Origin of the sequence: Halomonas sp. KM072 (genome assembly GCF_050710315.1) — a bacterium.
GTDB lineage: Bacteria > Pseudomonadota > Gammaproteobacteria > Pseudomonadales > Halomonadaceae > Vreelandella > Vreelandella hamiltonii.
On sequence record NZ_CP136132.1, the window covers coordinates 1703973 to 1720792 of the forward strand.

Below are 16820 nucleotides of genomic sequence, written 5' to 3' on the forward strand. Positions count from 1 at the left end.
GAGCCGCCATGAACATCGCCAAGCTGTCCATCGAACGGCCTCTCAATACCTGGCTGATCGTGGTGATCTGCCTGTTGGGCGGTATCTGGGGATTCAATACGGTGGGCAAACTGGAAGACCCCGCCTTCACCATCCCCAACGCCATCATCAACACGCCCTACCCCGGCGCCACCGCCGTGGAAGTGGAAGAAGAGGTCACCGAACGTCTGGAGCGCGCCATCCAGGAGATGGAGCAGATCGACGTCATCGAGTCGAAGTCGCTACCAGGGCGCTCGGAAATCCAGGTGGAAGTCCACGCCAGCTACCGCAGCCACGAACTGCCGCAAATCTGGGACGAGCTGCGCCACAAGATCAAAGATGCCCAGGGCGACCTGCCCGACGGGGTGCTGGGCTCCCAGGTCAACGACGATTTCGGTGAAGTGTACGGCCTCTTCTATGCGGTCACGGCCGATGGGTTCACCACGCGGGAGATCCGCGATATTTCGACGTTTCTTCAGCGCGAGCTGCTGGCAGTACCCGGCGTGGCCAGGGTGACCACCGCAGGCGAGCGGGAAGAGACCATCTACATCGACATCTCCAACGAGCGCCTGACCACCCTGGGCATTCCCATCGATCAGGTCATCAACACCATCCAGACCGAAAACGCCGTGGAAGACGCGGGCAGCCTGCGGGTGGGGGAACGCCAGGTGCGGCTGGTGGCGCGTAGCGACATCGACAGCACCGCGCTGATCGAAGCCATTCGCATCGGCCGCCCCGGCACCACCGAGCAGGTGTCGCTGGTGGATATCGCCACCGTCTACCGCGAGCCCAGCGACCAGCCCAACCAGCTGATTCGCTATAACGGCGAGGATGCCTTCACGCTCGGCATTGCGGGCGCCGCCAACGACAACATCATCGAAGTGGGCGAAGCCGTCGAAGCCCGCATGGAAGAGCTGAAAAGCCGCCTGCCGCTGGGCGTAGAGCTGCATCCTCTCTACGAACAGCACCATGTGGTCAACGATGCCATCAACGACTTCCTGCTCAACCTGGCCATGTCGGTGGCCATCGTGATCGGGGTGCTGTGCCTGGCCATGGGCTGGCGTATCGGCGTGGTGGTCGGCAGTACCTTACTGCTCACCGTGCTGGGCACACTACTGTTCATGGGGCTGTTGAACATCGAGATGGAGCGTATCTCGCTGGGGGCGCTGATCATCGCCATGGGCATGCTGGTGGATAACGCCATCGTGGTCGCCGAAGGCATGGTCACCAACATCAAGCGCGGCCAGCGCGCCAAGGAGGCTGCAGGCAGCGCCGCCAAGCGTGCCCAGCTGCCGCTGCTGGGCGCCACGGTGATCGGCATCATGGCCTTTGCCGGTATTGGCCTGTCGGACGATGTCACCGGCGAATTTCTCTACTCGCTGTTCATGGTCATTCTGGTCTCCCTGATGCTGAGCTGGCTGCTGGCGATCACCGTCACCCCGCTGTTTGGCTACTACCTGCTGCGCCAAAAAGGCGACGACGAGGATCAGTCCGCTGACGAGCAGCAAGCAGGCGAGCGCCAGCACGAGAACGAGGAGAACGAGGAGAACGACGACGAGCCCAGCAAGCGCGAGCTGTACGGCGGCCTGCTCTATCGCGCCTATCGCCGGGTGCTGCTGCTGGCACTGCGCATACGCATCGTCACCGTCAGCGCGCTGGTGCTGATCACCGCCGTGTGCCTGTGGGCCTTCAGCCTGATACCCCAGTCGTTCTTTCCGGACTCCAACACGCCGCTGTTCTTCGTCAATGTGGAGCTGCCCCAGGGCACCGACATTCGCTCGACCGCCGACTACGCCGCCGATATCGAGGCGTATATCCTGGAGCAGGAGGACGTGGTATCGGTGGCCAGCTTCATCGGCCAGGGCGCTACCCGCTTCATGCTCACCTACGCCCCGGAGCAGCCCAACACCGCCTATGCCCAGTTCATCGTGCGCACCGAAGACCTGGACGCCATTCCCGCGCTGGACCAGCGCTTCTACCGAGAGCTGAACGAAGCGTTTCCCAGCGCACAGGTACGCACCCAGCGGCTACAGTTCGGCCCAGGCGATGGTGCGGACATCGAGGCGCGCTTTCAGGGGCCCTCCCCGGAAGTGCTGCGCTCGCTGGCCGACCAGGCCCAGCGCATCATGGCCGACAGCCCCTACCTGATCGACCCGCGCACCGACTGGCGTCAGCAGGAGCTGGTAGTGCGCCCGCGCATCAACGAGGAGCGCGCCCGCATTGCCGGGGTCAGTCGTGAAGACATCACCCAGACCCTGCAGTTTGCCTCGTCGGGCATTCGGGCAGGCACCTACCGTGAAGGCGAGCACCTGCTGCCCATCGTCGCCCGCCCCCCGGCGGCCGAGCGGGACGATGTGGCACTGCTGGAAAACCGCAACGTGTGGAGCGCCGCGCAGCAGCGCTTCGTGCCCATCAGTCAGGTGGTCTCCTCCTTCGATACCGATAGCGAGGAAGCACTGATTCAACGCCGCAACCGGGTGCGTACGCTGACCGTCGGGGCCGAACCCGCCGAGGGCTATACCGCCGCCCAAGCCTTCGACGGCATTCGCGAAGAGCTCGAGGCCATGACGCTGCCACCGGGCTACCAGCTGAGCTGGGGAGGTGAACACGAGGATTCCGGCGATGCCAAGGAGGCGCTGGCCCAGCAGCTGCCCATCAGCCTACTGGTGATGCTGCTGACCTCGATTTTGCTGTTTGGCAAGCTCAAGCAGCCGCTGATCATCTGGCTGGTGGTGCCCATGTCGGTGTGTGGCGTGGTGATTGGCCTACTGGTAACCGGCCTGCCCTTCTCGTTTACCGCCCTGCTGGGCATGCTCAGCCTGTCGGGCATGCTGATGAAAAACGCCATCGTGCTGGTGGACGAGATCGACGGGCAGATCAAGGAGGGCAAGGCGCGCTTTTCTGCACTGGTGGACGCTAGCGTCAGCCGCTTGCGGCCGGTCTTTCTGGCCGCTGGCACCACTATCCTTGGCATGCTGCCGCTGCTGGCCGACGCCTTCTTCAACAGCATGGCAGTGACCATCATGGGCGGCCTGGCGTTTGCCTCGTTGCTGACACTGATTGCCGTACCCACCCTGTATGCCATGCTGTTCCATATCAGCAGCGATGAGGTCGAGTCCTGAGCAGGCGCGTTCGGCCCATGAGCGCTTTTTAGCCATCATGGGCCGGGGCCGGGGTCACCCGGCTCATCCTTTCGGGTAATAAAACTACGACTTAAGCTATAAATCGGCTTTTTATTGCCGTAAGGTCTCTATTATTGGCGCCATAAAATGTAAAATAACTACAAGATACTTTCACCGTCTCTACTCATGCAGAGGTTTCTATGCCTGGTTCAACGTCTGGTTCTACCCCCGCAGCCCTTCATCCCAAGGTCGCGGAAGTCACCCAACGCATTCGTGAACGCTCTGCCGAGCGCCGCGCCCTCTACGAGCGCCGCATGGCCGACCAGCACAAGCGTGGCGTGCATCGTGCCGAGCTCTCCTGCGGCAACCTGGCCCACGGCTTTGCTGCCTGTAGCCCCCAGGAAAAAGACGCCCTGAAGCTGATGAACAGCGCCAACCTGGGCATCATCTCGTCCTACAACGACATGCTGTCGGCCCACCAGCCGTTTGAAACCTTCCCGGAAACCATCAAGGCAGCGGCGCGGGCCATGGGCTCCACTGCGCAGTTTGCGGGCGGCGTACCGGCCATGTGTGACGGCGTAACCCAGGGCCAGCCGGGCATGGAACTATCGCTGTTCTCCCGTGACCTGATTGCCATGGCCACGGCGGTGGGGCTGTCACACAACATGTTCGACGCCGCCATTTACCTGGGCGTGTGCGACAAGATCGTGCCGGGCCTGTTCATCGGTGCCGCACGCTTTGGCCATCTGCCCGCCATGTTCGTACCCGCAGGCCCCATGCCCAGCGGCCTGCCGAACAAGGAGAAAGCGCGCATTCGCCAGCTGTATGCCGAAGGCAAGGTGGGCCGCGAAGAGCTGCTGCAGGCAGAGTCCGACTCTTACCACAGCCCCGGCACCTGCACCTTCTACGGCACCGCCAATTCCAACCAGCTGATGATGGAAGTGATGGGCCTGCACCTGCCGGGCACGTCGTTCGTGAACCCCGGCACCGAGATGCGCGAAGCGCTGACCCGCTACGCCACCGAACAGACCATTCGCAATACCGAAGCAGGCGGCGAGTACCGTCCGTTCTACAAGCAGATCGACGAGCGCGCCATCGTCAATGCCGTGGTCGGCCTGCTGGCCTCCGGCGGCTCAACCAACCACACCATGCACCTGATTGCCATGGCGGCAGCGGCGGGCATCACCCTGAACTGGGACGACTTCACTGATCTCTCGGCGGTGACCCCCAGCCTGATGAAGGTGTACCCCAACGGCCAGGCGGACATCAACCACTTCCAGGCCGCAGGCGGCATGAGCTACCTGTTCCGCGAACTGCTGGGCGCTGGCCTGCTCCACGGCGACATTCCCACCGTCTTCGGCACCGATCTGACCGCCTACACCCAGGAGCCCTTCCTGGAAAATGGCAAAGTGGTCTGGCGCGAAGGCCCGGAGAAGAGCCTGGACGAAGAAGTGCTGCGCCCGGTCGCCACGCCCTTTGCCCCCACTGGCGGCCTGACCGTCATGAAAGGCAACCTGGGCCGAGGCGTGATCAAGGTCTCGGCGGTGGCCGAAGAGCATCGCATCGTCGAAGCGCCGGTCAAGATCTTCGAAGACCAGAACGAAATGAAAGCCGCCTTCGAATCCGGCGAGCTGGACCGTGACGTGATTGTGGTGGTGCGCTTCCAGGGGCCTAAAGCCAACGGCATGCCCGAGCTGCACAAGCTCACTCCGTTTTTGGGGGTGTTGCAGGACCGTGGCTTCAAGGTCGCGCTGGTCACCGATGGCCGCATGTCCGGTGCGTCGGGCAAAGTGCCTGCCTCCATTCACATGAGCCCGGAAGCGCTGGACGGCGGCCCGCTGGCCAAGCTACGCGACGGCGACGTGGTGCGCCTGGATGCCAACGCCGGCACGCTGGAAGCCAAAGTGGATGCGGCCACCTGGGGCGACCGCGAGCGCGTAGTGGCGAACCTTGACCACTACCACGTCGGCCTGGGCCGCGAGCTGTTCTCGGGCTTCCGCCACTTGGCAATGCGCGGCGAAGAGGGCGCGGGCTCGTTGGGCGGCTTTGAAGCCGACGATCTCGCTCGTCAAGAAGGTCAGATCTTTCAAGAGGACGCCTGATGCGACCGGCACTGATCGGTGATATTGGCGGCACCAACGCTCGCCTGGCGCTGGTAGCGCCTGGCGAGGTAACGCCCCACGATATCCTCAACCTACCCTGCGCGGACTACCCCGGCGTGATCGAGGCGATTCAGGATTACCTCGCCCGCGTGGGCGCGACCGGGGATAACGCCCCCGAGGAGGCCTGCCTGGCCTTCGCCTGCCCGGTGCACGCCGAGCGGGTGAAAATGACCAACAACCACTGGGACTTCATGAAAAGCGACGTTCAGCAAGCGCTGAATCTGTCGCTGTTCAAAGTCATCAATGACTTCACCGCCCAGGCGTTGGGCGTGCCCCACGTGGGCGAAGACAACCTCGTCGAAGTGCAGCCCGGCGTCGCCCAGTCGCACTCGACCCGTTTGGTCATCGGCCCGGGCACCGGGCTGGGCGTGGCCGGGGTGTTTCCCGGCCAGCATGCCTGGATTCCGCTGCCCACCGAAGGCGGGCACGTCACCTTTGCGCCCACCGACACCACCGAGCGCGCACTGCTGGATGTTTTCCTGCAGCGCCACCAGCGGGTCAGCGTCGAGCGCATCCTGTGCGGCCAGGGGCTGCTGGAACTCTACCAGGCCCACTGCACGCTGGAAGGCCAAGCGCCACGTTGCGAAACCCCCGCCGAGGTGACCCAGGCGGCCAATCAGGGCGACGCCCTGGCCACGGCCACCCTGCTGCGCTTTTTGAAAATCCTCGGCGATGTCTGCGGTGACGCCACCCTGACCATGGGCGCACGCGGCGGCGTATATCTGTGCGGCGGCATTCTGCCCCGGCTGCTGGCGTGGCTGCCTAAATGCGAACTGCGCGCCAGCTTCGTCAACAAGGGGCGCATGGGAGCGTACAACGCCGATATTCCGGTGTGGATCGTGACCCACCCGTGGACCGGCCTGCTGGGTGCCGCCGAAGCGCTGCATAACGAAGAAGTCTTTTAAACTGACGGAAATACGCCATGGCTGCTGTGACCTTTGACGTGCCGTTCGTACTTGGCATGATGCGCCTGCATGAAGCGCAAGAGATGCACCAGGCGAGCCATTTGGCCGACTGGATCGAAGCCCGCCTGGAACAAGGCCTGCACTGGTTCGACCATGCCGATATCTACGGCAGCGGAGCTTGCGAAACGCTGTTCGGCCAGGCGCTGCGTGCCCGCCCGGCCCTGGCCAAGCGGCTCCACGTGGTCACCAAAGCCAGCATTGCCAACGACAACCCGGCCGCGGGCTCCGGCAAGGTAAAGCACTACAATGCCAGCCCGGCATATCTCGGCCGGGCCATCGACGATGCCTTGAGCCGCTTGGGCGTCGAGCGCCTCGATCATTTTCTGATTCATCGCCCGGACCTGCTGATGGATGCCGAGGCCACCGGCCGTGCACTGGACGATGCCATCGACGCGGGCAAGATTGGCGCAGCGGGCATTTCCAACCACCTGCCCAGCCAGTGGCGCAGGCTGCAACGCCATATGCACCAGCCGCTTCGGGCCAACCAGATCGAACTTTCCATTGCCCATAGCGCGCCGCTGTTCGACGGCAGCTTCGACGACCTGAACGCCGATGGCCAGGCACCCATGGCGTGGTCGCCGCTGGCGGGCGGCCAACTGATGCAGGGTGAAGTAAGCCGCGTATTGAACCGTTTGGCAGGCGAGCTTAACAGCACACCCGGCGCGCTGGCGCTGGCCTGGCTGCGCACCCTGCCTGGCCGCCCAGCACCGGTGGTGGGCAGCGTGAAACCGGAGCGTATTGCCGATATGCTGAACGGCCCGGAAACGCTGCCCAGAGAAGCCTGGTACGAACTGCTGGAGGCCGCCCGCGGCCACTGCGTCGCTTAGTACGCCCACTCAACATTGATGCCAATAATGACAAGGAACGATCTATGACGCCGGTGATTGCTTTCGGTGAAGCCTTGATTGATATGCTCTCTAGCCGGTTAGGCGATAACACAGGGCAGGAAACCTTTACCCCCTACGCCGGCGGCGCGCCCTCCAACGTGGCGGTGGCCTGTGCGCGGTTGAACGTGCCCAGCCAGTTTTTGGGCATGGTGGGTGACGATACCTTTGGGCACTTTCTAATTCGTGAGCTGAAAAGCCACGGCGTGGATACCCAGGGCGTCGTGCTTACCAAAGAAGCCCGCACGGCGCTGGCGTTTGTCTCCCGCGACAGCAGCGGCGAGCGCACTTTCGATTTCTACCGCCCACCGGCCGCCGACCTGCTCTACCGCCTGGAGCATCTGCCCCACGGCGTGTTCGAGCAGCCCGCCATCGTTCACCTGTGCAGCAACAGCCTGACCGACCCCGAAATTGCCGAGACCACTCTCGCGATTGCCGCCATGGCCAAGCGCGCAGGCTGCCTGGTAAGCGTGGATGCCAACCTGCGCCATAACCTGTGGGCGGACGGCTCGGCGGATGTTTGGCGGGTCACCGAGCTGATCGATAGCGCCGAGCTGGTGAAGGTCTCGCAGGAAGAGCTGGACTACCTGCGTGGCGACCATCCACCAGAGGCGTGGTTAGCCGAGCGCATGGCCGCAGGTGTCAAAGTGGTCGTGGTCACCGATGGACCCAACGATGTCGCACTCAAAGGCGTCGGTATCGACCAAACCGTGACGCCACCCAGCGTGACGGCCGTCGACACCACCGCCGGTGGCGATGCCTTTATTGGCGGCTTACTGGCCGAGCTTTCCCGCTACGGCATCAGTGAGAACTGGCATCAGGACAGCGCGTTTCTCACCCGCGCAGTGGACATTGCCTGCCGCTGCGGCGCCCACGCGGTCACCCGCCCCGGCGCGTATGCCGCGCTGCCCACCCACACCGATATTGAAGCCCTGCGCAGCTCGGCAGGCTAGCACTGAGCGTCGTCGAGGCCGCTACTCGACGGCGCTTTGGATGCCCCCTTCTGCCACCTCCACCCGCCCGCTGACGACTTCCAACGTCACCGGCTGACGGCGATGATCGACAAAGCTAACCTGAGTGATGCTGCGCTGTTCAGTGGCCCCGTCGACCAACATTTCCAGCGTGCCGTGATCGCACCACCACGTTACCGTCACCGTTAACCCATCGACGCTGCCCGCCGCGTGGTCGCAGGCAAAGTGCTCATCAAAGGCGGCCTGACCGTTACTCCCTTGACGCTCATAGTGTAGCGACGTTGTTGATTCACCTGCGGTCAGCCATAGCCGCTGCTGATAGCCCTGCTGCAGCGACAGCGCCAGCCTTGTGCCTGCTTTAAGCACCAGCGTCAGCTGGCCGTAAACCGCCGCGCCCTCTGGCAAAGCAATGCAGTGCTCCCCTGCCGTTTGAAGCGAACGAGGCGATATGTGGCTTGGGGCGCTGAGCGCTTGAGCTGCTTCGCGAGCAAAGCGCTGTCGTAACCGCACCCCACGACAAGTCGCACGCAGCGTCAGCTCTCGCGGCAAGCTCATGGTGCCCCGCCAGCCCGCTTCAGGGGCATGGTTGGCGTACTGCCAATTGTTCAGCCACGCCAGCGCCAGCCGCCGCCCAGGGGTATTCGACCAGCTCTGCACCGCGTAGAAGTCCCGCCCTTCGTCCATCATCAGCACGCTATCCGGGGCGTTGTCATTGGTGAAACGCTGGCCGTCGAAATCACCCACGAAGTACTGGGTAAACGAGCCAAAGGGATTGTCCGGCGTAGCACCAATGCCCACCGCCAGCACCCAGCGCGTGGCGGGCTCATCCGGCCCAGCGCCGTCCACCGGCAGCTCAAACAGGTCCGGGCACTCCCAGGGGTGCTGGGTGTGCGCGCCCTCGCCCGCCCCAAAAGCGCTGGCAAACTGCCACGCCAGCAGGTTGGTCGAGGTATAAAAGTGAATCTCCTGCCCGCAGGCCAGCGCCATCACCCAGCGCTGGCGGGGGGCATGCCACATCACCTTGGGGTCGCGAAAATCCTTGAAACCGGGCGGCGGCAGGACGGGATTCCCCGCATAGCGCTGCCAGGTCCGCCCCTTGTCGCGGCTGTACGCCAGGCACTGGGACTGCTGGTAATCCTGTGGGTCATCGGAGAGCACCTTGTGGCAGGTATAGAACGCCAACAGCCCAGGCTTGCCATCGAACAGCCCCGTGACATCGTGCTCATCCACCACGGCGCTGCCGGAAAAGCAGGCCCCTTCTTCATCGGGCGCCAGCGCAATGGGCAAATGCTGCCACCGGCACAGGTCACGGCTGACCGCATGCCCCCAGTGCATCGGCCCCCACTCGGTCCCCAGGGGGTGAAACTGATAAAACAGATGGTACTCGCCTTCGAAAAACACCAGCCCATTGGGATCGTTCATCCAGCCCATCGGGGGAGTAAAATGCACCACAGGCCGCTGAGGCTCAAAATCCGCTAACGTCATGCTTAAAACCTTAACTTAATCGGTCAACTTAATCGTTTAAGTTAGCGTATCACGCCTATTAACTAACGGAAGTATCCCCTTTAGGTGTAGACGTAAAAAAGCCCGAGCATGGCGACATGCTCGGGCAAACGTCTTGCTCACACGACCCGACATCAGTGAGGCAAGTGACGAGAGTGCTCGGTACTGTGTTTTACATAAGTGGTGGAACCGTTTAGTGGTGGAAACGCTCCGCTGCTTGGCGGGCCAGTTCGCGAATGCCGTCCCAATCTTCGGCATCGACCATCGCTTTCGGCGTCAGCCAAGAGCCGCCTACACACATCACGTTCGGCAGTGAGAGGTAGGATTCGGCGTTATCGACGGTGATGCCGCCAGTGGGGCAGAAACGCGCTTCGGGAATTGGTGCGCCGAACGCTTTGATCGCTTTGGCACCGCCGCTGGATTCCGCGGGGAAGAACTTGAAGCGGCGGTAGCCGTACTGCCAGCCGGTCATCAGCTCAGAAATGGTAGAAACGCCCGGCAGCATCGGCACGGGGCTCTCTACGCCGTAGCGGTAAAGCGCGTCGGTGGCACCTGGCGTAACGACGAAATCAGCGCCGACTTGCTCGGCTTGGCGATATTGCGCGGGCGTCAGCACGGTGCCGACCCCAATGCTGGCACCCGGTAGCGCCTCTTTCATGCGCTTGATGGCTTCCAGGGCGCAGTCGGTACGCAGGGTAATTTCCAGCACGGTCAGGCCGCCTTCGACCAGAGCTCGGCCCAGCGGCACGGCGTCTTCCAGGCGCTCGATGGTGATCACCGGGATCACTTCGGCTTTTAGGCAGATGCTGTCTAGCTCGGCGGTGCGCGTTGAGGGAAGCTGTTTATCGATGGTCATCAGTGAGTCTCCAAGCAAATTGTTATTGGCGAAGGCGGTTTATTAGGGCGCCCAGTAGATCGCCAGCGGGCAAGATAGAAACGCGCGAATCGGCAGCGTGCGAACATCGTCACCACCCATGGCGTTGGCCAATACGGCACGCTTATCGTCGCCGGTGATATGTAGAATGTGGCGCTTCGCCTGATGCAGGCGGTCCGCCGAGAAGGTAATACGCGGCTGCGGCTGGCTGGGGGTGCGCACGGCCACTAGCGGCTCATCGGTAGAAAGCGCTAGGCCCAGCTCTTGGCTATCGGGGAACAGCGAAGCCGTGTGGCCATCGCCGCCCATGCCTAAAATGACGACGCTCGCGGGCCAGGCAAGTCCTGCCGTTGCTTCTGCCACCGCTGGCACGCCCTCTTCCGGGGTGCCAGCGTCCGAGGTGAGCGGCACGAAGTTAGCCGCCGCCGCCGGGCCCTGCAGCAGGTTCTCGCGCACCAGCTTGGCGTTGCTGTCGCTGCTTTGCTCATCTACCCAGCGCTCGTCGGCCAGGGTGATATCTACCCGCGCCCACTCCAGCGGCTTTTGCGCCAGCGCCTTGAAAAACGGCACGGGCGTTGAGCCACCGGAGACCACCAGCAGCGCACGTGATTGGTTGACAAGGTCATCGGCTAGCGCCTGATAGACGGCTTCCGCTAGCTGCTCGGCTAGCGCTTGACGTGCTTCGCTCATGTTAATAATCCTCGTACCAGCTGCGGCCATCCTGGGTAATCATGGCAATAGAGGCGACCGGCCCCCAAGAGCCTGCCGGGTAGCGGCGCGGCGGGGTTTCGCGTGCTTTCCAGCCGCTGATGAGCTGGTCGCACCAGCGCCACGCGTGCTCCACTTCATCCCGGCGCACAAACAAGTACTGCTGGCCTTTCATGACTTCTAGCAGCAGACGCTCGTAGGCATCCGGGATACGCGATTTCGGGAAGGCGCTGTTGAAATCCAGGTGCAGCGGGCCAGGGCGCAGGCGCATGCCTTTATCCAGGCCGCTATCCTTGGTGAGCACCTGAAGGGCAATGCCCTCTTCCGGCTGCAGGCGGATAATCAGCTTGTTGGAGGCGATGCCGCGCTGGTCCGGATCAAAGATGTAGTGCGGTTGCTGACGGAAATGAATGACGATCTGCGACAGTTTCTCCGGCATCCGTTTACCGGTACGCAGATAGAACGGCACGCCAGCCCAGCGCCAGTTGGACACTTCGGTCTTCATGGCCACGAAGGTTTCGGTCTGGCTCTGGGTGTTGGCGCCCTCTTCTTCCAGGTAGCCCGGCACGGCCTGGCCATCGCTGGTACCGGCAATGTACTGGCCACGCACCACGTCGCGGCCCAGCGCTTCGCCGGTAAACGGCTTCAGCGCCTTGAGCACTTTTACCTTCTCGTCACGGATGGCATCGGCATCCAGGTTGGAGGGCGGGTCCATGGCGATCAAGCACAGCAGTTGCAGCAGGTGGTTCTGCACCATATCCCGCAGCTGGCCCGCATCATCAAAGTAGCCCCAGCGGCCTTCAATACCCACTTTTTCGGCGACGGTAATCTCGACGTGGGAGATATGGTTCTGGTTCCACTGAGTGCCGAACAGCGGGTTGGCAAAGCGCAGGGCGATCAGGTTTTGAACCGTCTCTTTACCCAGGTAGTGGTCAATGCGGTAAATGCGTGATTCAGGGAACACGGCACCGATGGCGTCATTGATCTCTTCTGAAGAGGCCAAGTCATAACCAATCGGCTTTTCCACTACCACGCGGGTATCGTCATCCAGGCTGTTGCTGGCCTGGAGATTGCGGCAAATGTCGCCATAAATACGCGCGGCGACGGAGAGGTAGACCACCATTGGGCGCTTGCTGCCTTCGCGCCACTGGCGAATGGCGTCGTAGCCCTCTGCGGTGGCAAAGTCGAGCTTGAGATACTCTAAGCGGTTCAGGAAGCGTTCAAGGCTTGCCTTGTCCTGCTCCTCTTTTTTCAGGCGCTTCTGCAGCGCGCCGTTGACCAGCTGACGGAACGCGGCAGTGTCGTGCTCCTGACGCGCCAGCCCCATGATCCGCGTGCTTTCGGGCATTAAGCCTTCACGGTCAAGATGATACAGCGCAGGAAACAGCTTGCGCATGGCAAGGTCGCCTAGCGCCCCAAAAAGCGCTAAATCAATAGCGTGATTCGGATCGCCCAGCGGGGCATGTGACTGGCTCATCTCAACTCCTGTTTATAATTAGGCCGTCTAATGTAGTTAGATTACCTAAAATCTATCTTATATGAGGCATTATACGCAATAATTCGTGTAATTTTACTACAAAATATTGTCGCCTGCTGCCCTTTCCGGTGGGTTTTGCAACGACGATGTCGCGCCCTGACCGCCTACGCTTCTACCTTTACTCTACGCCCCTTGGATACGCCACCCCTCCTCTCCCCAAGGAGGAGGTGGCCTTGCGCTGAATTAGAGACGCTGGCAGTGAACAAAGCACGTCCAACAACGAACGTGCCCGACAACAACAACGTCACAACGAGGTATGCACATCATGGCAATGGTTCGTCCATTTTTCACGCCGCTGCTCGCCGCTACGCTAGCAGCCACCGCCACACTTCCCGCCTTCGCCTTTGAGGATGACCGTTTAACCATCTGGATGGGCGACAATAAAGGCCAGGAAGGCATCCGCGCGGTCGCCGACCAGTTCTTAGAAGAGACCGGCATCGAAGTGGAAGTCGTGTTTCCGGACAACCTGACCGACCGCTTCCAGCAGGCGGCAGGCAGCGGCCAAGGGCCGGATATCGTGATTTGGGCCCACGACCGCATGGGTGAATGGGCACAGAGCGGCCTGCTCAAACCGATTGCACCCAGCGACAGCTTCCGTGAAGCGTTCTACGACTTCACCTGGGAGGCCGCGCTGTGGAACGGCGATACCTATGCCTACCCGATTTCCGTGGAATCCCTTGGGCTGATTTATAACAAGGCGTTAGTGGATACCCCGCCCGACAGCTTCGCGGAACTGATCGAACTGGACGCCACCCTGGCCCCCGAGGGTAAAAAGGCCATCCTGTTCGACTACAGCGAGCCCTATTATGGCTGGACCCTGCTAGCCGCCAACGGCGGCTACCCGTTCAAGCAAACCGATAGCGGCTATGATGTCAGCGACATTGGGGTCAACAATGCCGGTGCCCTACAGGGGGCCGAGCTGCTGGTGGAGCTGATCGAGAGCGGCGTAGTGCCCCGGGGCACCGACTACAACCTGATGGATACTCGCTTCAACCGGGGCGAAGTCGCCACCATGATCAGCGGCCCCTGGGCGTGGCCCAACCTGGAGCGCAGTGGCATTGATTATGGCGTGGCGCTGCTACCTAAAGTAGGCGATGAGCGGGCCCGACCGATGTTTGGCGTGACGGCCGCGATGATCAACTCCGCCACGCCCAACGACTTCCTGGCGGTGGAGTTTTTAGAAAACTACCTGCTCAGCGAAGAGGGTATGCGCACCTTCAACAGCGATGGTTCGCTGGGTGCGGTTGCCCATATCAACTATCAGGCGGAGCTGGCGGATAACCCCAACATTGCCGCTACGCTGAAAAACGCCGAAGTGGGCATGCCGATGCCCAACATTCCTGAAATGGGTGCGTTCTGGGCCGCCATGGAGCCAGCGCTGCAAAACATCGGCAGCGGGCGCCAATCGCCCCAGGAAGCGCTGGATGCCGCTGCTCGCCGGATGCGTCAGTAGCCTCTCTTTTTTGCTCATCTGCCCAGCGGCATTAGCCGCTGGGCAGCTTTCAGGAAGCCATCATGTATACCACCAACGCGTCTCGTGGCCTTCCCCGCCATCGCTCTCGCCATCTTACTGAACGCTACACACGCTGGGCCATGCGTGGCGTGATTGCTGTTTTGGTGATTGCGCTACTTTGGTTAGTCTTGGCCTTTCATTTGAACGGCCAGTGGATGTTCGCACTGCTGTTTCTGCTTCTCGGCGGCTCGCTGGGCGTGGTCTTCACCAAGCGTTCGCTGATGAGCCACCGCTATATTTTCCCAGCCGTGGCAGGGCTGGGGGTGTTCGTCATTTTTCCACTGATCTACACCTTCGGGATCAGCTTCAGCAACTACAGCTCCACCAACCTGCTCTCGGAAGAGCGGGTGCGCAGCCAGTTGATGAGCCAGACCTATCAAGCGGAGGGTAACGCCTTTGACCTAGCGCTCTACCCCGAAGGTGATTTGGTACGGCTCTATTTGGAGAGCCCTCAGGGCCAGCGGTTCGTGTCTTCCCCACTCAATTTGGCCAATCAGGAAAACCGCCAGATTGGCGTTCAGGCCACCGATGCCCCACCTGCACAGGAAGCGCTGGGCATGCGGGCCATTATTCAAGCACGGGATGCCCTGCAAGGCTTGCGGCTGGTCACTCCAGACGGCAGCGAACTGCGTATGGCGGGCTTGCGCCAGTTTGCTCCGATAGTGAACCGCTACGAGGCCCGAGAGGATGGCACCCTATACGACCGCCGAGACGACCGCGTGCTGACACCGGACCACACCATCGGCTTTTTCGTCGCCGACGATGGCCAGCGCATCACTCCGGGCTGGCCGGTCAACGTGGGCTTCTCGAACTACACGCAAATCTTCACCGACCCGGACATTCGCGGCCCGTTCATGCAGATTTTTGTGTGGACCTTCGTATTTGCCGCCCTCACCGTGGTGTTTACCCTGGCTGTCGGTTTCGTACTGGCGTCACTGCTGCAGTGGGATCAACTCAAAGGCAAGGCCATTTACCGTACGCTGCTGATTCTGCCCTATGCGGTGCCAGCGTTTATCTCGATTCTGATTTTCAAAGGCATGTTCAACCAGCACTTTGGCGAAGTGAACATGATTCTGGACACCTTGTTTGGGGTGCGCCCCGAGTGGTTTACCGACCCGTGGATGGCACGCAGCATGCTGCTGATCGTGAACACCTGGTTAGGCTACCCCTACATGCTACTGCTCTGCATGGGCTTGATTCAGGCCATTCCCCAGGATTTATACGAAGCCTCGGCGGTAGACGGCGGTGGCCCGCTCACCAACCTGTTCAAAATCACCCTGCCGCTGATCATCAAGCCGCTCACGCCGCTGCTGATTGCCGCCTTTGCGTTCAACTTTAATAACTTCGTGCTGATCGCGCTGCTCACGGGTGGCAACCCGGACATTCTGGGGGCCAGCACCCCGGCGGGCACCACCGACCTGCTGGTGAGCTACACCTACCGCATCGCCTTCCAGGATGCCGGGCAGAACTTTGGCCTCGCGGCGGCCATTGCCACACTGATTTTCCTGCTGGTGGCGGGCATGTCGCTGCTCAATTTGCGCCTTTCCAAAGTGAAGGTATAGGAGGTTACACATGGCCATGGTTCAACCCCGCTCCGTGGGCGTACGCCGCCTGGGAGCACATCTGGCACTGATCTGTTTCGTCTCGCTGATTGTCTTTCCGTTGCTGCTGGTCATCTCGATTTCATTTCGCGAGGGCAACTTTGCCACCGGCAGCCTGATTCCAGAAAATTTCTCGCTGGAGCACTGGTCGCTGGCGCTGGGGATTCCTTGGGAGCGGCCAGACGGCACCGTGGTCCAGCCGCCCTTCCCCGTGCTGCTCTGGCTGTGGAACTCCATCAAGGTGGCCGTGGTGTCGTCGGTGCTGATTCTGATGCTGGCCACCACCAGCGCCTACGCGTTTGCCCGCATGCGCTTCAAGGGCAAAGCGCCGCTGCTCAAAGGCATGCTGATTTTTCAGATGTTCCCGGCGGTACTTTCGCTGGTGGCGCTGTATGCCCTCTTTGACCGGCTGGGGCAGTTCGTCGGTTGGCTGGGCATCAATACCCACGGCGCGCTGATTGTGGCTTCGCTGGGTGCGGTAGCGCTGCATATCTGGACGATCAAAGGTTATTTCGAATCCATCGATGGCTCGCTTGAGGAAGCTGCCATGGTGGATGGCGCCAGCACTTGGCAAGCGTTTCGCTACATTCTGCTGCCGCTCTCTATCCCGATATTGATGGTGGTGTTCATTCTGGCGTTTGTGATGAGCATTATGGAGTACCCCATGGCCTCGGTACTGTTGGTCGACGAGCACAAGCTGACGCTCGCCGTGGGTGCCCAGCAGTACCTAGCCGACCACAACCAGCGCTGGGGTAACTTCGCCGCCGCTGCTGTTCTCTCCGGCCTACCGATTACCGTGGCGTTTTTGATCTGCCAACGCTGGATTATTGGCGGTTTGACCGCCGGAGGCGTCAAGGGCTAGGCCGCCCACCGCTCGAGGGTTTCCTCGCTTGAGCATGTTGCTCATGACCGGCGCTCATCAGCGCCGGTTTTTTATGGGTTAGGTAATCTTTAGCACTACC

The 16820-nt window shown here is 61.6% G+C and carries 12 protein-coding genes; 8 read left to right on the forward strand and 4 right to left on the reverse strand.

The annotated features are described in order from the left end of the window. The first annotated feature begins 8 nt into the window (after window positions 1-8). From RVM26_RS08055 to RVM26_RS08075, 5 genes are all read left to right on the forward strand, one after another. Complete coding sequence (locus RVM26_RS08055; RefSeq protein ID WP_498941606.1) at window positions 9-3140, forward strand: efflux RND transporter permease subunit; 3132 nt, start codon at window positions 9-11, stop codon at window positions 3138-3140. 200 nt (window positions 3141-3340) lie between these two features. Further along, window positions 3341-5242: an IlvD/Edd family dehydratase gene (edd, locus tag RVM26_RS08060; RefSeq protein WP_498941607.1), complete on the forward strand. Its 1902-nt coding sequence runs from the start codon at window positions 3341-3343 to the stop codon at window positions 5240-5242. After that, a complete protein-coding gene (glk, locus tag RVM26_RS08065; protein ID WP_081135040.1) occupies window positions 5242-6207 on the forward strand; it encodes a glucokinase in 966 nt (321 codons plus the stop codon). Before edd ends, glk begins: the two co-directional genes overlap by 1 nt. Before the next feature lie 17 nt (window positions 6208-6224). Beyond that, window positions 6225-7094, forward strand: coding sequence for an aldo/keto reductase (locus tag RVM26_RS08070; protein WP_498941608.1), 870 nt, complete (start codon window positions 6225-6227; stop codon window positions 7092-7094). A 44-nt stretch (window positions 7095-7138) separates the two neighbouring features. After that, window positions 7139-8104, forward strand: coding sequence for a carbohydrate kinase family protein (locus RVM26_RS08075; RefSeq protein WP_498941609.1), 966 nt, complete (start codon window positions 7139-7141; stop codon window positions 8102-8104). Window positions 8105-8125: 21 nt separating this feature from the next. On the opposite strand, the gene RVM26_RS08080 is transcribed toward RVM26_RS08075, so the two are convergent. The 4 genes from RVM26_RS08080 to zwf all read right to left on the reverse strand — a co-directional run bounded on the left by RVM26_RS08080 (window position 8126) and on the right by zwf (window position 12684). After that, window positions 8126-9607 carry a glycoside hydrolase family 32 protein gene (locus RVM26_RS08080; RefSeq protein ID WP_498941610.1) on the reverse strand — a complete coding sequence of 494 codons (1482 nt, stop codon included), beginning with the start codon at window positions 9605-9607 and terminating at the stop codon, window positions 8126-8128. A 211-nt stretch (window positions 9608-9818) separates the two neighbouring features. Then, entirely contained in the window at window positions 9819-10481 is a 663-nt protein-coding gene (locus RVM26_RS08085; protein WP_044629369.1) for a bifunctional 4-hydroxy-2-oxoglutarate aldolase/2-dehydro-3-deoxy-phosphogluconate aldolase, read from the reverse strand. Between the two features lie 42 nt (window positions 10482-10523). Continuing rightward, a complete protein-coding gene (pgl, locus tag RVM26_RS08090) occupies window positions 10524-11189 on the reverse strand; it encodes a 6-phosphogluconolactonase (protein ID WP_044629370.1) in 666 nt (221 codons plus the stop codon). A gap of 1 nt (window position 11190) precedes the next feature. Beyond that, a complete protein-coding gene (zwf, locus tag RVM26_RS08095; protein ID WP_044629371.1) occupies window positions 11191-12684 on the reverse strand; it encodes a glucose-6-phosphate dehydrogenase in 1494 nt (497 codons plus the stop codon). Between the two features lie 325 nt (window positions 12685-13009). On the opposite strand from zwf, the gene malE reads away from it, so the two are divergent. The 3 genes from malE to malG all read left to right on the forward strand — a co-directional run bounded on the left by malE (window position 13010) and on the right by malG (window position 16720). Further along, window positions 13010-14197 carry a maltose/maltodextrin ABC transporter substrate-binding protein MalE gene (gene malE / locus RVM26_RS08100; protein WP_475312141.1) on the forward strand — a complete coding sequence of 396 codons (1188 nt, stop codon included), beginning with the start codon at window positions 13010-13012 and terminating at the stop codon, window positions 14195-14197. A gap of 62 nt (window positions 14198-14259) precedes the next feature. After that, window positions 14260-15819, forward strand: coding sequence for a maltose ABC transporter permease MalF (gene malF, locus RVM26_RS08105; RefSeq protein ID WP_475312140.1), 1560 nt, complete (start codon window positions 14260-14262; stop codon window positions 15817-15819). A gap of 10 nt (window positions 15820-15829) precedes the next feature. Beyond that, window positions 15830-16720, forward strand: coding sequence for a maltose ABC transporter permease MalG (gene malG, locus RVM26_RS08110; protein WP_498941611.1), 891 nt, complete (start codon window positions 15830-15832; stop codon window positions 16718-16720). Window positions 16721-16820 lie beyond the last annotated feature (100 nt).